Below are 17,987 nucleotides of genomic sequence, written 5' to 3' on the forward strand. Positions count from 1 at the left end.
GCCGGGGCGGAAACCGCTGGCGTGAGGTAGAGCACTCCCAGCGGCGGGAGGTCGACGATCGCGTGGGCGGGTTGCCCCTTCTCCGCCTCGTCACGGGCGACGATGGTGCCGGCGTTGCCCACGCCCGATCCGCCGTACTCGGCCGCGTCGGTGTTCAGTGCCTCGATCCACTCCCCCGCGTGCGGCAGGCCGAGCCGGTAGCCGGCGTGCGGCTCCCCGGAGAAGTTGGCGACGCAGACCAGGGGGTTCCCGGCGATGTCGCGGCGGATGAACGCCAGCGTGTTGCCCGCGGCGTCGTGCGAATCGATCCACTCGAAGCCGGCCGGTTCGTTGTCCCGCTCCCACAGCGCCGGGCTGTCGCGGTACACCTCGTTGAGCCGGCGTACGGCCAGCTGGACCCCGCGGTGCTGGTGGGTGTCGGCGACCCACCAGTCGAGTCCGTGCTGCTCGCTCCACTCCGCCTCCTGGGCGAACTCGGTGCCCATGAAGATCAGCTGCTTGCCCGGGTGCGCCCACTGGTACGCCAGGTAGGCCCGCACCTGCGCAAGCTGCCGCCAACGGTCGCCCGGCATCCGGCGCAGCAGGGAACCCTTGCCGTGCACGACCTCGTCGTGGCTGATCGGCAGCAGGAAGTTCTCGGTCCACGCGTATACCAGCGAGAAGGTCATCTTGTGGTGGTGGTGGACCCGGTTGACCGGGTCCTGCGCCATGTATTCGAGCGAATCGTGCATCCAGCCCATGTTCCACTTGATGCCGAAGCCCAGGCCGCCCGAGGACGTCGCCCGGGTGACGCCGTCGAACGCCGTGGACTCCTCGGCGATCATGACGCTGCCGGGGCACACGCGGTAGGCGGTGGCCGTCGCCTCCTGCAGGAAGCGGATGGCCTCCAGGTTCTCGCGGCCGCCGTGCACGTTGGGCACCCACTCGCCCTCGTTGCGCGAGTAGTCCAGGTAGAGCATCGAGGCGACGGCGTCCACGCGGAGGCCGTCGATGTGGAACTCCTCGAGCCAGTACAGCGCGTTGGCGACCAGGAAGTTGCGCACCTCGTTGCGGCCGAAGTCGAAGATCAGCGTGCCCCAGTCCGGGTGCTCCCCGAGACGCGGGTCGGCGTGCTCGTAGAGCGGCTGCCCGTCGAACCGGGCCAGCGCCCACTCGTCCTTGGGGAAGTGCGCCGGGACCCAGTCCAGGATGACGCCGATCCCGGCCTGGTGCAGCCGGTCGACCAGGTAGCGGAAGTCGTCGGGCGAACCGAAACGGGACGTCGGCGCGAAGTACGACGTCACCTGGTACCCCCACGAGCCTCCGAACGGGTGCTCGGCCACGGGCATGAACTCGACGTGCGTGAACCCCTGCCAGGCGACGTACTCGGCCAGCTGTTCCGCCAGCTCGCGGTAGGACAGGCCGGGGCGCCAGGAGCCGAGGTGCACCTCGTAGACGCTCATCGGCGAATTGTGCGGGTCGCGCTCGGCGCGGGCCCGCATCCACTCCTCGTCCTTGAAGCCGTAGGAGGACTCCGTGACCACGGACCCGGTCAGCGGCGGGACCTCCGTGTGGCGCGCCATCGGGTCCGCCTTGTCGCGCCACTGCCAGTCCTGGCCGAGGATCTCGAACTTGTAGATCGCCCCCGCGGCGACCCCGGGAATGAAGAGCTCCCACACGCCGGAGTGCCCCAGCGAGCGCATGGCGTGCAGCGACGCGTCCCAGGCGTTGAAGTCGCCCTTCACGCGCACGGCGCGCGCGTTCGGCGCCCACACCGCGAAGCTCGTGCCGGTGATGTCGCCGAGCGTCGAGTGGTAGCGGCGCACGTGGGCGCCGAGCGCGGACCACAGGCGCTCGTGCCGGCCCTCGCCGATGAGGTGGAGATCCACCTCGCCGAGGGTCGGCAGGTAGCGGTAGGGGTCGTCGGCGATCTCCGGGTCGGCGGAGCCGTAGGCCACCTCGAGCCGGTAGTCGGGCACGTGGCCCGGGCGGTCCGACGCCGGAAGCACCGCGACCCAGATGCCGCCGTGCTCGTGGGTCATCGGGTGGCGCCCGGCGGACGTCACGACCCAGACCTCGCGCGCCAGCCGGCGCAGCGTGCGGACGGTGACGTGCCCGTAGTCGTCCAGGTGCGCGCCGAGGACGGCGTGCGGGGCGTGGAACGAGCCGTGCGCGACGGCGCTGAGCACGTCCGCGGCCACGGGCAGCGGGCCCGCGGGGGTCCCGCCGGCGCCGGAAACCGCGGCTTCCCCGGGCGTGGATGCCCCGGCCGTGGATGTCTCGGGCGTGGATGCCTCGCCGGGGGCCGAGGGGGCGGCGGAACCGTTCGTTTCGTGGGGCGTCATACCCGTAAGGACCTCCTGAACGGCGGACGCGGGAACCTGCACCCACGCCGGCCTGTTCTGTAGTTCGTAGACGACTTCGTACAGGGCCTTGTCCAGCCAGAGCGCCAGGAACAGCGCGGAATCGGTGTCGACGACCTCGCCGGACTCTGCCTCGTAGCCCGCGAGGAAGGCCTTGCGGGCCAGCTTGGCCCACTCCCTGGCCGAGCTCAGCGCCTCCGGGGTGCCGTCGCCGTTGTGGATCGCGACGCCGGCCGCGTAGTCGAAGGAGCGCAGCATCCCGACGACGTCGCGCAGCGCCACGTCCCGGCCGGTGCGTTCCCCGGCGCTGCGCAGCGGCTCGCCCTCAAAGTCGAGGACCACCCAGCCGCGGGTCGGGGCGTGGAGGATCTGCCCGAGGTGGTAGTCGCCGTGGATCCGCTGCAGCGGCGGGAGGCCGCCGACGCCGTCGAGCTGGGTCAGGACCGCGCGGAACGCCCCCTCGAGCGGCCCGACGGCGGACCCGGCCTTCTGCCAGCCCCAGACGATGCGCTCGCGCAGGCCGCGGAGGTACGCGGCGGCGTCGTCCGGGGTGGCCTCCGAGGTGCCGGCGACGTCGCGCAGGTCGGCGTGCAGGCGCGCCGTCGCGCGGCCGATCTCCTCGGCCTCCCGCGTGAAGCCGCGGCCCTCGAGGGCCGCGGCGCTCGCGGTCCGCCAGGCGTCCTCGCTGCCGCCGATGAACTCGCGGAGCACGCCGAGGGCGCCCGTGACGGGCCCCTCCGCGGTCTCCCACTCGGCGGTGACCGACCCGAAGGTCAGCGGCACGTCGAAGGAGCCGCCGTCCGTGAGCAGCGTCCCGAGCTCGACGTCGGGGTTGGTGCCGGCCGCGGGGACGCGGAAGAACTTGGCGATCAGGTCGCCCTCGACGGACGCGATCACCACCGACGTGTTGGACTGCTCCCCGCCGAGCACCGAGGCGGCGAGCGGCGGCTCCAGCGGGGCGCGCCCCCCGAAGCCGGCGGACGCGTGGCCAGCGAAGCCGTCGCCGGCGCCGGAGGCGCGCATGAGTTCGAGCCACGCCGCGACGAAGGCGGGGTCGTGGGTTCCGTCGTAGACGTACCGGGGACCGTCGCCGCCGTCGCGGGACTCGACCAAACCGATCAGCGCCGACTCGGCGTCGTCCCGGGCCGCCTGGTCCGCCGCCGCGCCGGCGAGGGGCTCCAACCGCAGCGACAGCGGCACGTGGACGACCGGGACCGGCCGCGGGCCGGTCGCCGCCTGCGGCACCTCCGACGCGCGGCCCATCCCGGAGCCACCGTTGGGTCCGGTGCCGCCGCTGCCCGCGGAGACGGCGTGCCCGCCGGGCTGCGCGGCGGCCGTGCCGGACTCCGGCGGGGCGGGCGCCGGATCGACGGCGAGCAGCAGCGACTCCAGCTCCGCCCCGCCGTGGGGATCTCGAAGGACCACGGATCCGACGCGGCGCAGGGAGAACTCCTCGCCGCGGGCGGGGAACCACCTCTGTCCGCGTAGCCATCCGGCGAGCAGGTCCAGCAGCGCGGCGTCCTGGGTGGTCATGAGGTGGATCCCTTCTGGGCGACCAACGGCATCGATTGGGTCGCGGGTGAGTAGACGTCCGAGCGTGGCGACCGCATGCGCAGCCAGTAGAAGCCCTGCGAGCCGAGCGTGACCCACAGCTTGCCGTTGGCGTCCACGGCCGGGAACACGGTGCCGCCGAAGACGTCGCGCAGGCCCCGTCCGGCGTAGACGGCCAGGTCCAGCTCCGTCGCGACGGGGTGCTTGGACAGGTTGTAGACGCACAGGACGGTCTCGCCCTCGTCGTCGTGGTCCGGGTCCGCCGGCAGCTCGCGCACGAAGGCGAGCACGCTCGGCGAGGACGCTTCGATGTTGCGGTAGGACCCGGTGCCGAACACCGGGTGCTCGCGGCGGACGCCCAGGACCTGGCGGAGCCAGTGCAGCATCGAGCCGCTGTGCGCCAGCTGCTGCTCGACGTTCACATTGGTGTAGTTGAAGACCAGCGACTGCACCACGGGCAGGAAGAGCTTGCCCGGGTCCGCGGTGGAGAACCCCGCGTTGCGGTCGGGGTTCCACTGCATCGGCGTGCGGGAGGCGTCGCGGTCGTCGAGCCAGATGTTGTCGCCCATGCCGATCTCGTCCCCGTAGTACAGGAACGGGCTGCCGGGCAGCGCCAGCAGCAGGGCGTGGATGAGCTCGAGCTCGCTCCGCGAGTTGTCCAGCAGCGGCGCCAGGCGCCGGCGGATGCCGACGTTGGCGCGCATGCGGGAGTCGGGGGCGTACCAGCCGAGCATGGCCTCGCGCTCCTCGGACGTGACCATCTCGAGGGTCAGCTCGTCGTGGTTCCGCAGGAAGGTGCCCCACTGGGTGCCGGCCGGGATCTCCGGAGTCTCGTCCATCGTGTCGATGATCGGCGCCGCGAGCTGGTCGCGCAGGGCGTAGTAGAGCCGCGGCATGATCGGGAAGTGGAAGGCCATGTGGCACTCCGGCTCCTCCTCGGTGCCGAAGTATTCGACGACCTCGTGCGGCGGCTGGTTGGCCTCCGCGATGATGATGCGGCCGGGGTACTCGTCGTCCACCATCCGGCGGAGCTCGCGCAGGAACGCGTGGGTCGGCGGCAGGTTCTCGCAGTTGGTCCCGTCCTCCTCGAAGAGGTAGGGGATGGCGTCGGCGCGGAACCCGTCGACGCCGAGGTCGAGCCAGAAGCGGACGATGTCGAACATCGCCTCGTGGACCTTGGGGTTCTCGAAGTTCAGGTCCGGCTGGTGGCCGAAGAACCGGTGCCAGAAGAACTGGCGGCGGATCGGGTCGAAGGTCCAGTTGGACTCCTCCGTGTCCACGAAGATGATGCGCGCGTCCGCGTACAGCTCGTCCGTGTCGCTCCAGACGTAGAAGTCCCCGTACTCCCCCTCCGGATCGCTCCGGGAGGCCTGGAACCACGGGTGCTCGTCGGACGTGTGGTTCATCGGCAGGTCGATGATGATGCGCAGCCCGCGGGCGTGGGCCTCCGCGACGAGCCGGCGGAAGTCGCCGATCGTCCCGAACTCGTCGAGCACGTCGTAGTAGTCGGAGATGTCGTAGCCACCGTCGCGCAGCGGCGACTTGTAGAACGGCGGCACCCAGAGGCAGTCGACGCCGAGCCACTGCAGGTAGTCCAGCTTGTCGATCAGGCCGCTGATGTCTCCGCTGCCGTCGCCGTTGCCGTCCGCGAAGGCGCGGACCAGGACCTCGTAGAAGACGGCCTTGCGGTGCCACTGCGGGTCGTGGGTCAGGCCGGGCGCGTTCAGCTGATAGGGATTTACCACGATGCGGACCTCCGGAGGTGCAGGATGTGGGCGGGTTCGTGGTGCGGGTCGAGGCGCACGTAGTTGTGCTCGCCCCACTTCCAGGACTCGCCGCTGAGCAGGTCGTCCACCGTGAAGCGGCCCTCCTCGTCCAGGTCCTCCGGCCGCAGGTCCAGCTCCGCGAGGTCCAGCGTGACCGTGCCCTCGCGGGCGCCGTGCGGGTCGACGTTGACGACCACGATGACGGTGTCCTTGACCGGGTGCTCGGCGCCGGGCGGAACGGTCTCCTTGGTCTTGGAGAAGACCAGCGTGGAGTCGTCGGTGCAGGCGTGCAGCACCAGGTTCTGCAGGTCCCCGAGCGCCGGGTGCGCGCGCCGGATGTGGTTCAGGCGCGTGAGGTACGGCGCCAGCGAACGGCCCTCGGCCTCGGCCGCCTCGAAGTCCCGGGTCTTGTACTGGAACTTCTCGTTGTCGATGTTCTCCTCGGCGCCGGGCCGGGCGACGTGCTCGTACAGCTCGTAGCCCGCGTAGACGCCCCACAGCGGGCTGGCCATGCTGGCCAGGACCGCGCGGATCTTAAAGGCGGCCGGCCCGCCGAACTGCAGGTACTCGGTGAGGATGTCCGGGGTGTTCACGAAGAAGTTCGGCCGGAAGTAGGCCGGGGACTCGTGGCTGACTTCGGTGAAGTACTCCTCGAGCTCCTCCTTGGTGTTCCGCCACGTGAAGTAGGTGTACGACTGCTGGAACCCGGCGCGGCCGAGCGCATGCATCATCGCCGGGCGGGTGAAGGCCTCGGCGAGGAACACGACGCCGGGGCGCTCCTCCTCGACGCGCGCGATCAGCCACTCCCAGAACCAGACCGGCTTGGTGTGCGGGTTGTCCACGCGGAAGATGCGCACGCCGCGGTCCACCCAGAGCAGGACGATCCGCAGGATCTCCCGGGAGATGCCCTCCGGGTCGTTGTCGAAGTTCAGCGGGAAGATGTCCTGGTACTTCTTGGGCGGGTTCTCGGCGTAGGCGATGCTGCCGTCGGCCCGCGTGGTGAACCACTGCGGGTGCTCGGTGACCCAGGGGTGGTCCGGCGAGGCCTGCAGCGCCAGGTCCAGGGCGACCTCGAGGCCGAGCTCGCCGGCGCGCGCGACGAAGGCCGCGAAGTCGGCCTCGGTCCCCAGGTCGGGGTGGATGGCGTCGTGCCCGCCCTCGGGCGCGCCGATCGCCCACGGCGAGCCGGGATCGTGGGGCCCGGCGACCAGGGTGTTGTTCGGGCCCTTGCGGTGCGAGCGGCCGATGGGGTGGATCGGCGGCAGGTAGATGACGTCGAACCCCATCCGGGCGACGGCCTCGAGCCGCTGCGCGGCGGTGGCGAAGGTGCCGGACCGGTGCCCGCCGGTCTCGGGGTCGTAGACCGCGCCCTCGGAGCGCGGGAAGAACTCGTACCAGGATCCGCGGCCCGCGCGCTCGCGCTCGACGCGCAGCGCGAAGCGGCCGCCGCGGGTGATCATCCGGCGCAGCGGGCGCCGGGAGAAGAGCTCCAGCAGCTCGGCCGACTCCCCGCCGGCCAGCCGCTCGGACGTCTCCAGGACGGGGTCGGCCAGCGTGTCCGCCGCGGAGCGCAGGGTCGCCGCGTCGAATTCGTCGGAGGCGCCGGCGGCGGTCCCGAGCTCGTCCGCGGCCTCGCGGAGCAGTTTGGCGCCCTCGGCGAGCATGAGTTCGACGTCGGCGCCGGCGGCGATCTTCACGGTCGCCGCGTGGTGCCACGTGCCGTAGGGATCGTCCCAGGCCTCGACCTCGAACTCCCAGTCCCCCTCCTCGAGCGGGCGCAGCCGCGCCAGCCACGAGTCCGTCCCGGGGGCCCCGGGCACCATGCGCTCGCGCTGGACCTCGCGTCCGTCCGGGGCGTACAGCACCGCCGTCACGCCGAGCGCGTCGTGCCCCTCGCGGAAGGCGGTGGCGGAGACCACCACGTCCTCGCCGGGGATGGCCTTCGCCGGGAATCGCCCACACTCGACAACGGGTTGGACGTTGGTCACGGGTATGCGGCCGAATCGGGCCTCTAGTCCTTTACTCACGTTGTAGACGCTAGCGACAATCCGTCCCAAAGACCAAGACAATTCGGAGGCGCGGCCGCGGTTAACCTGAATGAAACCCATGGGTGTGTGATCTGCGCTACGGTTCTTACCGTGAAGGCCATCCGACGTTTTACCGTCCGCACCGTCCTCCCCGAGTCCATTTCGGGTCTCGGCACCCTCGCCGCGAACCTCCGCTGGTCGTGGCACGAACCGACCGCACGGTTCTTCCGCGAGCTGGATCCGGAGACGTGGGCCGCCGTGCGGGAGGATCCCGTGGCCCTCCTCGGCACCTTCGACCGCGCGCGCTTGGACGCCCTGGCCGCCGACGAACGGGTCGTCGAAGGCGTGGGGCGGCTGACCGCCGAGCTCCGCGACTACCTGACCGAGCCGCGGTGGTACCAGGGGCTCGACGGGTCCGCCCCGCAGGCCATCGCGTACTTCTCCCCGGAATACGGGATCACGGCGGCCCTCCCCCAGTACTCCGGCGGCCTGGGGATCCTGGCGGGCGACCACCTGAAGGCCGCCAGCGACCTCGGGGTGCCGATCATCGGCGTGGGACTGCTGTACGAGGCCGGCTACTTCAAGCAGTCGCTGTCGCGCGACGCGTGGCAGCAGGAGACATACCCCGTCCTGGACCCGCACGGGCTGCCCCTGACGATGCTCCGCGAGGACGACGGCGCCCCCGCCATGGTCACGCTCCCGCTGCCGGACGGGCGTCACCTCCGCGCCCACATCTGGCGCGCCGACGTCGGACGCGTGCCCCTGCTGCTCCTCGACGCCGACGTGCCGGGCAACGACGACGCCGCGCGCGCCATCACCGACCGGCTCTACGGCGGCGGCGGGGACCACCGCCTGCAGCAGGAACTCCTGCTGGGCATGGGCGGCGTCAAGGCGCTGCGCGCCTACTCCCGCATCACGGGCAACCCCGCTCCGGAGGTCTTCCACACGAACGAGGGCCACGCGGGCTTCCTCGGCGTGGAGCGGATCCGCGAACTCATGGACGCCGGCCTCGGCTGGTCGGAGGCGCTGACGGCGGTCCGCTCGTCGACCGTCTTCACGACCCATACCCCGGTGCCCGCGGGCATCGACCGCTTCGAGTCCCTGCAGGTGGCGCACTTCCTGCGGGCGGGGCTGGCGCCGGGCGTGCCGACCGAGGACATCCTGTCCCTCGGGCGCGAGGACTACGCCGGGGGCGACCCCGCGACCTTCAACATGGCCGTCATGGGCCTGCGCCTGGCCCAGCGCGCCAACGGGGTGGCGAAGCTCCACGGCCGGGTCTCCCGCGGCATGTTCGCGGGCCTGTGGGCCGGATTCGACACGGAGGAGGTGCCGATCGGCTCGGTCACCAACGGGGTCCACGTGCCCACGTGGGTCGATCCGCAGGTGGCGGAGTTCGTCCGCGGGAGCCTCGGATCGTCCGCCGCGGCGGAGCCCGACTGGTCCCGCGCCGACGAGCTTCCGGACGAGGACGTGTGGGCGCTGCGCCGACGCCTGCGCAGCCAGCTGATCGCCGACGTCCGCGAGCGCCTGCGTTCGTCGTGGCTCAAGCGCGGCGCCGCCGAGTCGGAGCTGGCGTGGACCAACGGCGCCCTGGACCCGGACGTGCTGACCATCGGCTTCGCCCGGCGTGTCCCGACCTACAAGCGGCTGACGCTGATGCTGCGGGATCCCGCCCGGCTCAAGGCGCTGCTGTTGCACCCGGAGCGGCCCATCCAGCTGGTCATCGCCGGCAAGTCCCACCCCGCCGACGAGGCGGGCAAGAAGATGATCCAGGACCTGGTGCGGTTCACCGACGATCCCGCCGTGAGGCACCGGATCGTCTTCCTGCCGAACTACGACATGAGGATGGCGCGCACGCTCTTCCCGGGCTGCGACGTCTGGCTCAACAACCCGCTGCGGCCCCTCGAGGCCTGCGGCACCTCCGGCATGAAGGCGGCGATCAACGGCGCCCTGAACCTGTCGGTCATGGACGGCTGGTGGGACGAGATGTACGACGGCGACAACGGCTGGGCGATTCCGACCGCCCCCGCCTCCGCGTCGCCCGAGGAGCGCGACGACATCGAGGCGGCGGCGCTCTACGCGCTCATCGAGAACAGCGTCGCCCCGCGGTTCTACGGACACGAGGAGACCGCCGGGGCCGGCGCGGCCGGGCCGTCCCAGGAGACCGGCGACGGCGTGCCGCGCCAGTGGGTCCGGATGATCAAGCACACGCTGGCCGAGCTCGGCCCGAAGGTGTCGGCCGAACGCATGGTGCAGGACTACGTCAACGGGCTGTACGTCCCCGCGGCGGGATCCGGCCGCGCCGCCACCCGCGGCGACTTCGCGGGCGCGCGCGAGCTCGCCGGCTTCACGCGGCGCATGCGCTCGGCGTGGTCGGACATCGTCGTGGAGCACGTGGATTCCGTCGGCATCGCGGAGGAGCCGCGCATCGGCGACGAGTTCCGCGTCAACACCTACATCCGCCTCGGCGGCGTCGAGCCGTCCGACGTGGCCGTGCAGGCCGTCCATGGATCCGTGTCGGAGTCCGACGAACTGACCGGCACGTCCGTCACGGACCTCTCGCTCGCGGAGAACCTCGGCGAGGGGCGCTACCTCTTCAGCGGCAAGCTCCACCTGGAGCGGCCCGGGGCCTTCGGCTACGGGGTGCGCGTGGTTCCGCGCCACGCGTCGCTCGCGTCCGACGCCGAGCTGGGCCTGGTGACCAACGCGGGCTAGGCGCCCGCGCCCCGCCAGGGGCCCGCGCCGGGCCAGGGGCCCGCGCCGGGCCAGCGGCCCGCGTCCGGCCACCCGGCCGGGCGCGGGCCGTCCGCTAGGAGCGGTAGATCGTGATCGAGTTCCCGTCGACGCGGTCCGTCTCGCCCGCCTTCAGGACGGCGCCGCGGCGGCGGCGGGCCGCGGGCGAGGTGCCGTAGCGGAGCTCGAACTTGGCACCGCGCCGGTCCTTAAGCGGGAAGTCCATCAGCGAGGACTGCCCGGGCATCCGGATCTGCCGCGCCGCCAGCCCGCCGTTGAACACGACGAGCCCGTCCAGGCGGCCGGACGGGCTGCCCAGCAGCATCTGCACGAGCCGGGTCTCGGGGTCGGTCCACTCGTCCTGGCCCATGGGGGCGCCCTCCGCGTTGAACCACAGCATGTAGGCGTTGTCCTCGCGGACCGGGAACGCGTGCGGCTGGCCGGCGAGGAACTCGCGCCGGATCCGGGCCAGCGCGCGCGTCGCGTCGAGCATGGCCCGCTGGTCCTCGGTCAGGCTCCAGTCGAGCCACGTCAGCTCGTTGTCCTGGCAGTAGGCGTTGTTGTTGCCCTCCTGCGTCTTCCCGATCTCGTCGCCGGCGGTGATCATCGGGACACCGAGCGAGAGCATCAGCGTCGCCATGACGTTCGACGCCGTCCGGACGCGGTCGGCCACGATCCGCCCGTCGCCGCTCATCCCCTCGACCCCGTGGTTGTAGCTGCGGTTGTGGTTGTGGCCGTCGCGGTTCTCCTCGCCGTTGGCCTCGTTGTGCTTGCGCTCGTAGCTGACCAGGTCCCGCAGCGTGAAACCGTCGTGCGCCGTGACGAAGTTCAGCGACGCCAAGGGTCCGCGGCCCGATCCGGCGAACAACTCGCGGGAGCCGGCCAGGCAGCCGGCCAGCCGCGCCACGGAACCGCCCTGCCCGCCGGCGGCGAGGATCCCCCGGTCCGCGACCCAGAAGTCGCGGACCGTGTCGCGGAAGTGGTCGTTCCAGTCCACGAAGCCCCGCGGGAAGTGCCCGGTCTGCCAGCCGCCCATCCCGACGTCCCACGGCTCGGAGATCATCTTGATGCCGGCCAGCGCCTTGTCCGCGCCGAGCGCGACGAGGAACGGGTGCTGGGGTGTGAAGTGGTTGTGGGAGTCCCGGGCCAGCGCGACGGCGAGGTCGAACCGGAAGCCGTCGATGTGGTATTCCTCGACCCACAGGCGCAGCGAATCCAGGGTCATGCGCACGACGGCGGGCTCGTTGAAGTTCAGCGTGTTGCCGCAGCCGGTGGTGTCGAGGTAGCGCCCCTCGACGTCGTGCCGGTAGTAGTGGCCGTCGCCCAGGCCGCGCCAGGACAGGGTCTGCTGGCCCTTGCCGCCCTCGGCGGTGTGGTTGTAGACCACGTCCAGCACCACCTCGATCCCGGCGGCGTGCAGCAGCTTGACCATGCCCTTGAACTCGTCCTGCACGGCCTGCGGACCGGCGGCGCGGGCCCGCGCGGTCGCGTAGCCGGGATGCGGTGCGAAGAAGCCGAGCGTGTTGTAGCCCCAGTAGTTCGGCAGGCCCAGATCCTGCAGGTGCGGCTCGTCCACGTGGAAGTGGATCGGCAGCAGCTCGACCGTCGTGACGCCGAGCGAACGCAGGTGCTCGATCATCACCGGGTGGGCGAATCCCGCGTAGGTTCCGCGCAGATCCTCCGGGATGTCCGGGTGGAGCATGGTCTGGCCCTTGATGTGGGCCTCGTAGACGACGGTGTCCCGCCACGGCACATGCGGGCGCGCGTCCTCGCCCCAGTCGAAGCCCTGGGCGACGTGCGCGCCCCAGTAGGCCCCGGCGTCGTCCGTGACGACGGCGCGCGCATACGGGTCCACGAGCAGCTGGCCGCCGGCGGGCAGCGGGGCGCCGCGCTCCCAGAACGCGTAGCGGGCGCCGTGGCGCAACCCCTCGACGGTCCCGTGGTGGACGCCGTCGGTGGTCTCGAACAGGCGCGCGCTGGCCATCCGGCCCTCGGGGTCCGAGTACCAGATGTCGACCGCCTCGAGCCCGGGGGCGTACACGGCGACGTTCACCGCGTCCGGCAGGTCGGGCACGCCGGGCGCGGTGTCGGCCACGCCGAGCGGGAACGGGCGGGAAACGTGGCCCCCGACGTCGCGAAAACGCATGGGAATTTCCTCGATGGGTAGAGCCATGGTGGTTCTCCGAACTAGGCGCCGCGGCGGCGCGAGACCTCGTAGAGCGTGATGCCGACGGCCATCGACGCGTTCAGGGACTCCATGGTGGAGTCGATGGGGATCGAAACGATCTGGTCGCAGGTCTCGCCGACGAGGCGCGAGAGGCCCTTGCCCTCGGACCCCACCACGATGCACAGCGGCTCCGTCGCGAGCGCGAGATCCGGCAGGCTGACGTCGCCCTCGCCGTCGAGCCCAACCACGTAGACGCCCAACTGCTTCATGGCCTTGAGCGCGCTCGTGAGGTTCGTGGCCCGCGCGACCGGAACGCGCACGGCGGCGCCGGCGCTGGTCTTCCACGCGGAGGCGGTGAGGCCGACCGAGCGCCGCTCGGGGACGATCACGGCGTGGCCGCTGAACGCGGACACGGAGCGGATGATCGCGCCGAGGTTGCGCGGGTCGGTGATGCCGTCCAGGGCGACGAACAGCGGCGCGTTGGAGACATGGCCCTTCTTGTACTTCTCGACGGTCGACTCGACCAGCTCCACGGCGTCCGGGTAGTCGTACGGCGGGATCTGCAGCGCGAGTCCCTGGTGCACGGCCTCGTCGGTCATGCGGTCCAGCTCCGCCTTGCTGGACTCCATCACGGCGATGCCGCGCTCCGCGGCGATCTTGAGCGACTCGCGGACGCGGTCGTCCACGTCGATGCGGGTGGCCATGTAGAGGACCTTCGCCGGGATGCCCGCGCGCAGGGACTCGACGACGGAGTTGCGGCCGGTGACCATCTCCTCGGCGGCCTTGCCGCGTCCGCCCTGGCGGGCCGGTCGGCCGCCGGGGCGCCCACCGGTCTTCGCGGCGGCGCGCTCCCCCAGCTGCTTGGCGCGGTACGCCTTGTGGTACGTGCGCTCCTCGGCCTTGGGCGTGGGGCCCTTGCCCTCCAGCGACTTGCGGCCGTGGCCGCCGGTTCCGACGGTGGGGCCCTTCTTCGTCTTGCGCAAGGCGCCGGGACGCTTGGGTGTTGCCATGGTGAGAATCCTTGGGATGGGTTTCGGGGGGATCGCGCGGTGGCTGCGATGCCTACCGAGACTCCATTTTACAGCCCCGCGGCGCGGGCGGCGTTCCGGGGGTCCCGCGCCGGCCCCGCGCGGCGGCCCGGCCGGCTCAGCGCAGCGACCAGCGCGCCCCGTCCGCGGAGTCCTCGACGACGATCCCGGCGCCGGCGAGGGTGTCGCGGATCGCGTCCGCGCGCGCCCAGTCGCGGTCCCCGCGGGCCGCAGCGCGCTCGCGCAGCTGCGCGCGGATCAGCGCGTCGAGGGCGGCGTGTTCCGCGGGGTCCGCACCGCTGCCGGCGCCCGCGTCGTCCAGGCCCAGGGTGTGCGTCATGGCCAGAACCTGCCGCAGCGCCGTGTCGGCGTCGTCCAGGTCGCCCGCGGCGAGGGCGGTGTTGCCGCGGCGGACGGCGTCGTGCAGCGCGGCCAGGGCCTGCGGCACATTGAGGTCCTCGTCCATGGCGGCGGCGAACGCGTCCGTGACCTCGAAGCGCTCACGGCCCAGATCGACGTCGGCCCCGGGCGCGACGCCGTGGATCCGCTGGAGGGCGTTCGCGAGGAAGGTGTCGATGCGCTCGACGGCGGCCCCGGCCTCCCGCAGCGAACTCGGCCGGTAGTCCAGCGGCGACCGGTAGTGGGCCTGTCCCAGGAAGTAGCGGACGACGCGCGGACCGGCGAGGGCCAGCATCTCCTCGGGCGCGATCGTGTTGCCGATCGACTTCGACATCTTTTCGCCCTCGTACGTCACCATGCCGTTGTGCATCCAGAAGTTCGCGAAGTCGTGTCCCGCGGCGGCCGACTGGGCGAGCTCGTTCTCGTGGTGCGGGAAACGCAGGTCCAGGCCACCGCCGTGGATGTCGAAGCCGGTCCCGAGGTACTTGCCCGCCATCGCGGAGCACTCCAGGTGCCATCCGGGCCGGCCGCGGCCCCACGGGCTGGGCCAGGACGCGGTCTCCGGCTCGCCCGGCTTGTGGCCCTTCCAGAGGGCGAAGTCGCGGGGGTCCCGCTTGCCGCGCGGGTCCGCGTCGGGCGCGGCCTGCATGTCGTCGACGTCCTGCCGGGTGAGGGCGCCGTAGGCGGCCCAGGAACGGACATCGAAGTAGACGTCTCCGGAACCGTCGGGCGCGGGGTAGGCGTGGCCGCGCTCGACGAGCGTCGCGATCAGGCCGTGCATCTCCGTGACATGGCCGGTGGCGCGGGGCTCGTAGGTGGGGCGGCGCACGCCGAGCGCGTCGTAGGCGCGCTGGAACTCCCCCTCGAAGCGGTAGGCGAGCGCGAACCACTCCTCCTCGGGCAGGTAGGGGTCCTCGACACCGCTGCCGGCGAACGAGGCCGCCGACTTCTCAAGGATCTTGTCGTCGATGTCCGTCACGTTGCGCACCACGGTGACGCGGAGGCCCCGGTGTTCGAGCCAGCGGACCAGGATGTCGAACGCGATCGCGGAGCGGACATGCCCGACGTGCGGCATCCCCTGGACGGTGGCGCCGCAATAGTAGAGTCCCACCCGCCCCGGGACCAGCGGGACGAAGTCGCGCACCTGCGCCTGCTTGGTGTCGTAAAAACGGATGCTCACCGCACTAGGTTAGCCGAGGGCCCACGGGGCTCCCCGCGCCGCGCGAGGAAGGGCGCCCTCAGGGGACGCGGTAGACGAGCGCCGTGGCGTAGGCCGTGATGCCGCCGCCGGATCCCTCGTAGCCCAGCCCGTCGGACGTGGTGGCCGTGACGGTCACCGGCGCGCCCGCGGCCTCGCTGAGCGCCGCGTCGGCCTCCCGCCGGCGTGGGCCGAACTTGGGGCGGTTCGCCACGAACTGCACGGCGACGTTCCCGATCTCGAAGCCGGCGGCCCGCACCAGCCGGGCGGCCTCCGCGAGGAGCCGCGCGCCCGATGCGCCGGCGAATTCGGGCCGATCGGTGCCGAAGTGCGTGCCGAGGTCGCCGATGCCGGCCGCGGAGAAGAGCGCGTCGCAGGCGGCGTGGGCCACGGCGTCGCCGTCGGAATGCCCCGTCAGCCCCCGTTCCCCGGGCCAGCGCAGGCCGGCCAGCCAGAGCTCGCGCGGCGCGTCGCCGTCGTCGAAGGCGTGGACGTCCACGCCGAGTCCCGTGCGGGGTGGGACGAAGCCGGTGGCGGGCCGCGGCGCGTCCGTGCTCATGATTGCTCCTCGTATCCGTTGGAGACCAGCGTCTCGGCCAGCAGCAGGTCGATCCGGGTGGTGATCTTCAGCGACTCCGGGGCGCCGGGGACGACGTACACCGTCTCGCCCACGGCCTCCATCAGGGCCGCGTCGTCGGTGACGGACACCGCCCGGTCCGCTTCCCACGTGGACGCCTCGGCGTGCGCCGCCAGCAGGCGCCCCAGGCGGAAGCCCTGCGGGGTCTGCACGGCGCGGAGCGTCGAGCGTTCGTGGGTGCCGGCCACGATCTCGGGTCCGATGCGGGGGCTGGCGGAGGCCACGACGGACTTGATGGTGTCCACCACCGGCACCGCGGGGACCACGGCGTCGGCCCCGGCGCGCAGGGCCTCGACGACGCCGGAAAAGACCCAGCCCGGCGTCAGGCACCGGGCCGCGTCGTGCACCAGGACGTGGTCGATGCCCGGGCCCGCGGCATCCAGTCCGGCGCGCACCGAGGCGGTGCGGCTGGCACCCCCGGTGACGGTGTGGATCGGGTGCGCGGGGGCGTAGCCCGCGCACACGCCGACCAGTTCGGTGTCGCCGGGTGGCAGGACCACCACAATGCGCGTGGCGACGCCCGAGGCGATGACGCCGTCCAGCGCGTGCGCCAAGAGGGGACGCCCGCCCAGCGGCACGAGCGCCTTGGGGATCCCGAGCCCGAGCCGGGTGCCGGAGCCGGCGGCCACGACGACGACGGCGGTTCCGCCGGCCGCGGCGGGACCGCCGGCGGCGGGACCGGCGGCCCGTGACTGCGGGTCCGGGCGGGGCTGCTGGTGAGTCGGCACGACCCCAGCCTACTGTCCGCCGGCGCCCCGCGGCGGGCACGGGAAAGGCCCGCCCACCCTACGGTGGACGGGCCCCAATTCCCCGGACGGGCTTCGCCTAGGAGGCGAGCACCTCGTCGAGCACGCTCTCGGCCTTCTCCTCGTCCAGCTTCTTGGCCAGGGCCAGTTCGCTGATGAGGATCTGGCGCGCCTTGGAGAGCATCCGCTTCTCGCCGGCGGAGAGCCCGCGGTCGTGGTCGCGGCGCCAGAGGTCCCGCACGACCTCGGCGACCTTGATCACGTCGCCGGAGGCCAGCTTCTCCAGGTTCGCCTTGTAGCGGCGGGACCAGTTGGTCGGCTCCTCCGTGAACTCGGCTCGCAGGACGTCGAACACGTGCTCCAGGCCCTCTTGGCCGACGACGTCGCGCACGCCGACCAAATCGACGTTCTCCGCCGGGACCTCAATCGTCAGGTCGCCCTGAGCCACCTTGAGCTTGAGATACATCTTTTCTTCGCCCTTGATGGTGCGCATCTTGATCTCTTCGATCATCGCCGCACCATGGTGAGGGTAAACAACCGTTTCGCCAACCTCAAAAACCATGTGGATAATCCCCTTTCCCGCCAACAAGTTTATCATGGAAGTGGCGGAAATATCGGCGAGTTGCTAGGACATCCGGACCGGCGGGGACCATAATTCCGCCCTCACCGCGCGCGGTGGCGTCACGCCGGCCGCGCGAGTCATACAATCGGCGCGAAACGGTTTAGGCTAGGAGCGAATGCTGCCGCCGGCGGGCCCCGCGCCCGCCCGCGGCAACCCGGACTCGAACGTGATAGAGGAGTTTGTGCCGTGACCACCGCACAGAAGATCCGCGGACGGCGCGCCGTGGCGGCCGCCGCCCTGGCCGTGATGGCCCTCGGCGCCACAGGCTGCGGCGCCATCAATCCGCAGGCAACCACGGCGAACTACGCGCCGTCGGACGGCATCTCCCTCAACGTCGGCGACGTCCAGGCCCGCAACCTCATGCTGGTCACGAACTCCGCCGAGGAGGAGGCCCGCGTCCTCGGCAGCCTGGTGAACAACACCGAGAACGCGCAGTCCCTCACGCTCAGCGTCGACGGTGGCTCCGTCACCATCGACGTGCCGGCCATGACCACCAAGAAGCTCGAGGACGACGCCAACAAGACCATCCTCCCCTCCGCCGGCGCGGAGCCGGGGGCGCACGCCGACGTCACCGCGGCCATCGACGGCATCACGTCGGAGGAGGCCGTGCCGGTCGTCAACGGCGCGCTGGCCGAATACCGCCCGTACCTGCCCGGCGGCTACGACGAGAGCACCGTCGAGCACCTTCAGCACGCGGAGGACGCCGAGGGCGGCCACTAGCGCTCCCGCCGCACCGCGCAGCCAACAGGGCCCCGGACCGCATCGGCGGTC

The 17,987-nt window shown here is 71.8% G+C and carries 11 protein-coding genes; 2 read left to right on the plus strand and 9 right to left on the minus strand.

Features of this window, described 5'->3' with window-relative positions; all coding sequences use genetic code 11:
• From glgB to ACETWP_RS09875, 3 genes are all read right to left on the minus strand, one after another.
• Window positions 1–3,875: 1,4-alpha-glucan branching protein GlgB (glgB, locus tag ACETWP_RS09865; RefSeq protein WP_373972072.1), on the minus strand; the 3,875-nt coding region annotated here is incomplete at its 3' end.
• Window positions 3,872–5,638, minus strand: a complete 1,767-nt coding sequence (gene treS / locus ACETWP_RS09870) for a maltose alpha-D-glucosyltransferase (protein WP_373972073.1) — start codon at window positions 5,636–5,638, stop codon at window positions 3,872–3,874. The genes treS and glgB, both read right to left, overlap by 4 nt.
• Window positions 5,632–7,686, minus strand: coding sequence for an alpha-1,4-glucan--maltose-1-phosphate maltosyltransferase (locus ACETWP_RS09875; protein ID WP_373972074.1), 2,055 nt, complete (start codon window positions 7,684–7,686; stop codon window positions 5,632–5,634). The genes treS and ACETWP_RS09875 overlap by 7 nt, the downstream gene beginning before the upstream one ends.
• Window positions 7,687–7,797: 111 nt before the next feature.
• Between ACETWP_RS09875 and glgP the strand changes: the two genes are divergently transcribed.
• Complete coding sequence (gene glgP / locus ACETWP_RS09880; protein ID WP_373972075.1) at window positions 7,798–10,401, plus strand: alpha-glucan family phosphorylase; 2,604 nt, start codon at window positions 7,798–7,800, stop codon at window positions 10,399–10,401.
• A 94-nt stretch (window positions 10,402–10,495) separates the two neighbouring features.
• Here the strand turns inward: glgP and glgX are convergent, their stop codons facing one another.
• The 6 genes from glgX to ACETWP_RS09910 form a co-directional block, all read right to left on the minus strand.
• A complete protein-coding gene (gene glgX / locus ACETWP_RS09885) occupies window positions 10,496–12,565 on the minus strand; it encodes a glycogen debranching protein GlgX (RefSeq protein WP_373972076.1) in 2,070 nt (689 codons plus the stop codon).
• Between the two features lie 41 nt (window positions 12,566–12,606).
• Window positions 12,607–13,596 (minus strand): 23S rRNA (guanosine(2251)-2'-O)-methyltransferase RlmB, encoded by a 990-nt coding sequence (gene rlmB / locus ACETWP_RS09890; RefSeq protein WP_373972077.1) that lies wholly within the window; start codon window positions 13,594–13,596, stop codon window positions 12,607–12,609.
• A 136-nt stretch (window positions 13,597–13,732) separates the two neighbouring features.
• Entirely contained in the window at window positions 13,733–15,193 is a 1,461-nt protein-coding gene (cysS, locus tag ACETWP_RS09895) for a cysteine--tRNA ligase (RefSeq protein ID WP_373972078.1), read from the minus strand.
• A gap of 58 nt (window positions 15,194–15,251) precedes the next feature.
• Complete coding sequence (gene ispF, locus ACETWP_RS09900; protein WP_373972079.1) at window positions 15,252–15,770, minus strand: 2-C-methyl-D-erythritol 2,4-cyclodiphosphate synthase; 519 nt, start codon at window positions 15,768–15,770, stop codon at window positions 15,252–15,254.
• The gene (ispD, locus tag ACETWP_RS09905; protein WP_373972080.1) at window positions 15,767–16,576 is read right to left on the minus strand and encodes a 2-C-methyl-D-erythritol 4-phosphate cytidylyltransferase; all 810 of its coding nucleotides are present in this window, start codon (window positions 16,574–16,576) and stop codon (window positions 15,767–15,769) included. The genes ispF and ispD overlap by 4 nt, the downstream gene beginning before the upstream one ends.
• A gap of 97 nt (window positions 16,577–16,673) precedes the next feature.
• Window positions 16,674–17,156, minus strand: a complete 483-nt coding sequence (locus tag ACETWP_RS09910) for a CarD family transcriptional regulator (protein ID WP_149956482.1) — start codon at window positions 17,154–17,156, stop codon at window positions 16,674–16,676.
• A gap of 246 nt (window positions 17,157–17,402) precedes the next feature.
• Here ACETWP_RS09910 and ACETWP_RS09915 point away from each other — a divergent pair, with 246 nt between their 5' ends.
• Window positions 17,403–17,936 (plus strand): hypothetical protein, encoded by a 534-nt coding sequence (locus tag ACETWP_RS09915; RefSeq protein ID WP_373972081.1) that lies wholly within the window; start codon window positions 17,403–17,405, stop codon window positions 17,934–17,936.
• The last annotated feature ends 51 nt before the right edge of the window (window positions 17,937–17,987 follow it).

The organism is Arthrobacter halodurans (assembly GCF_041877255.1).
GTDB classification, from domain to species: Bacteria; Actinomycetota; Actinomycetes; order Actinomycetales; family Micrococcaceae; genus Arthrobacter_N; species Arthrobacter_N halodurans.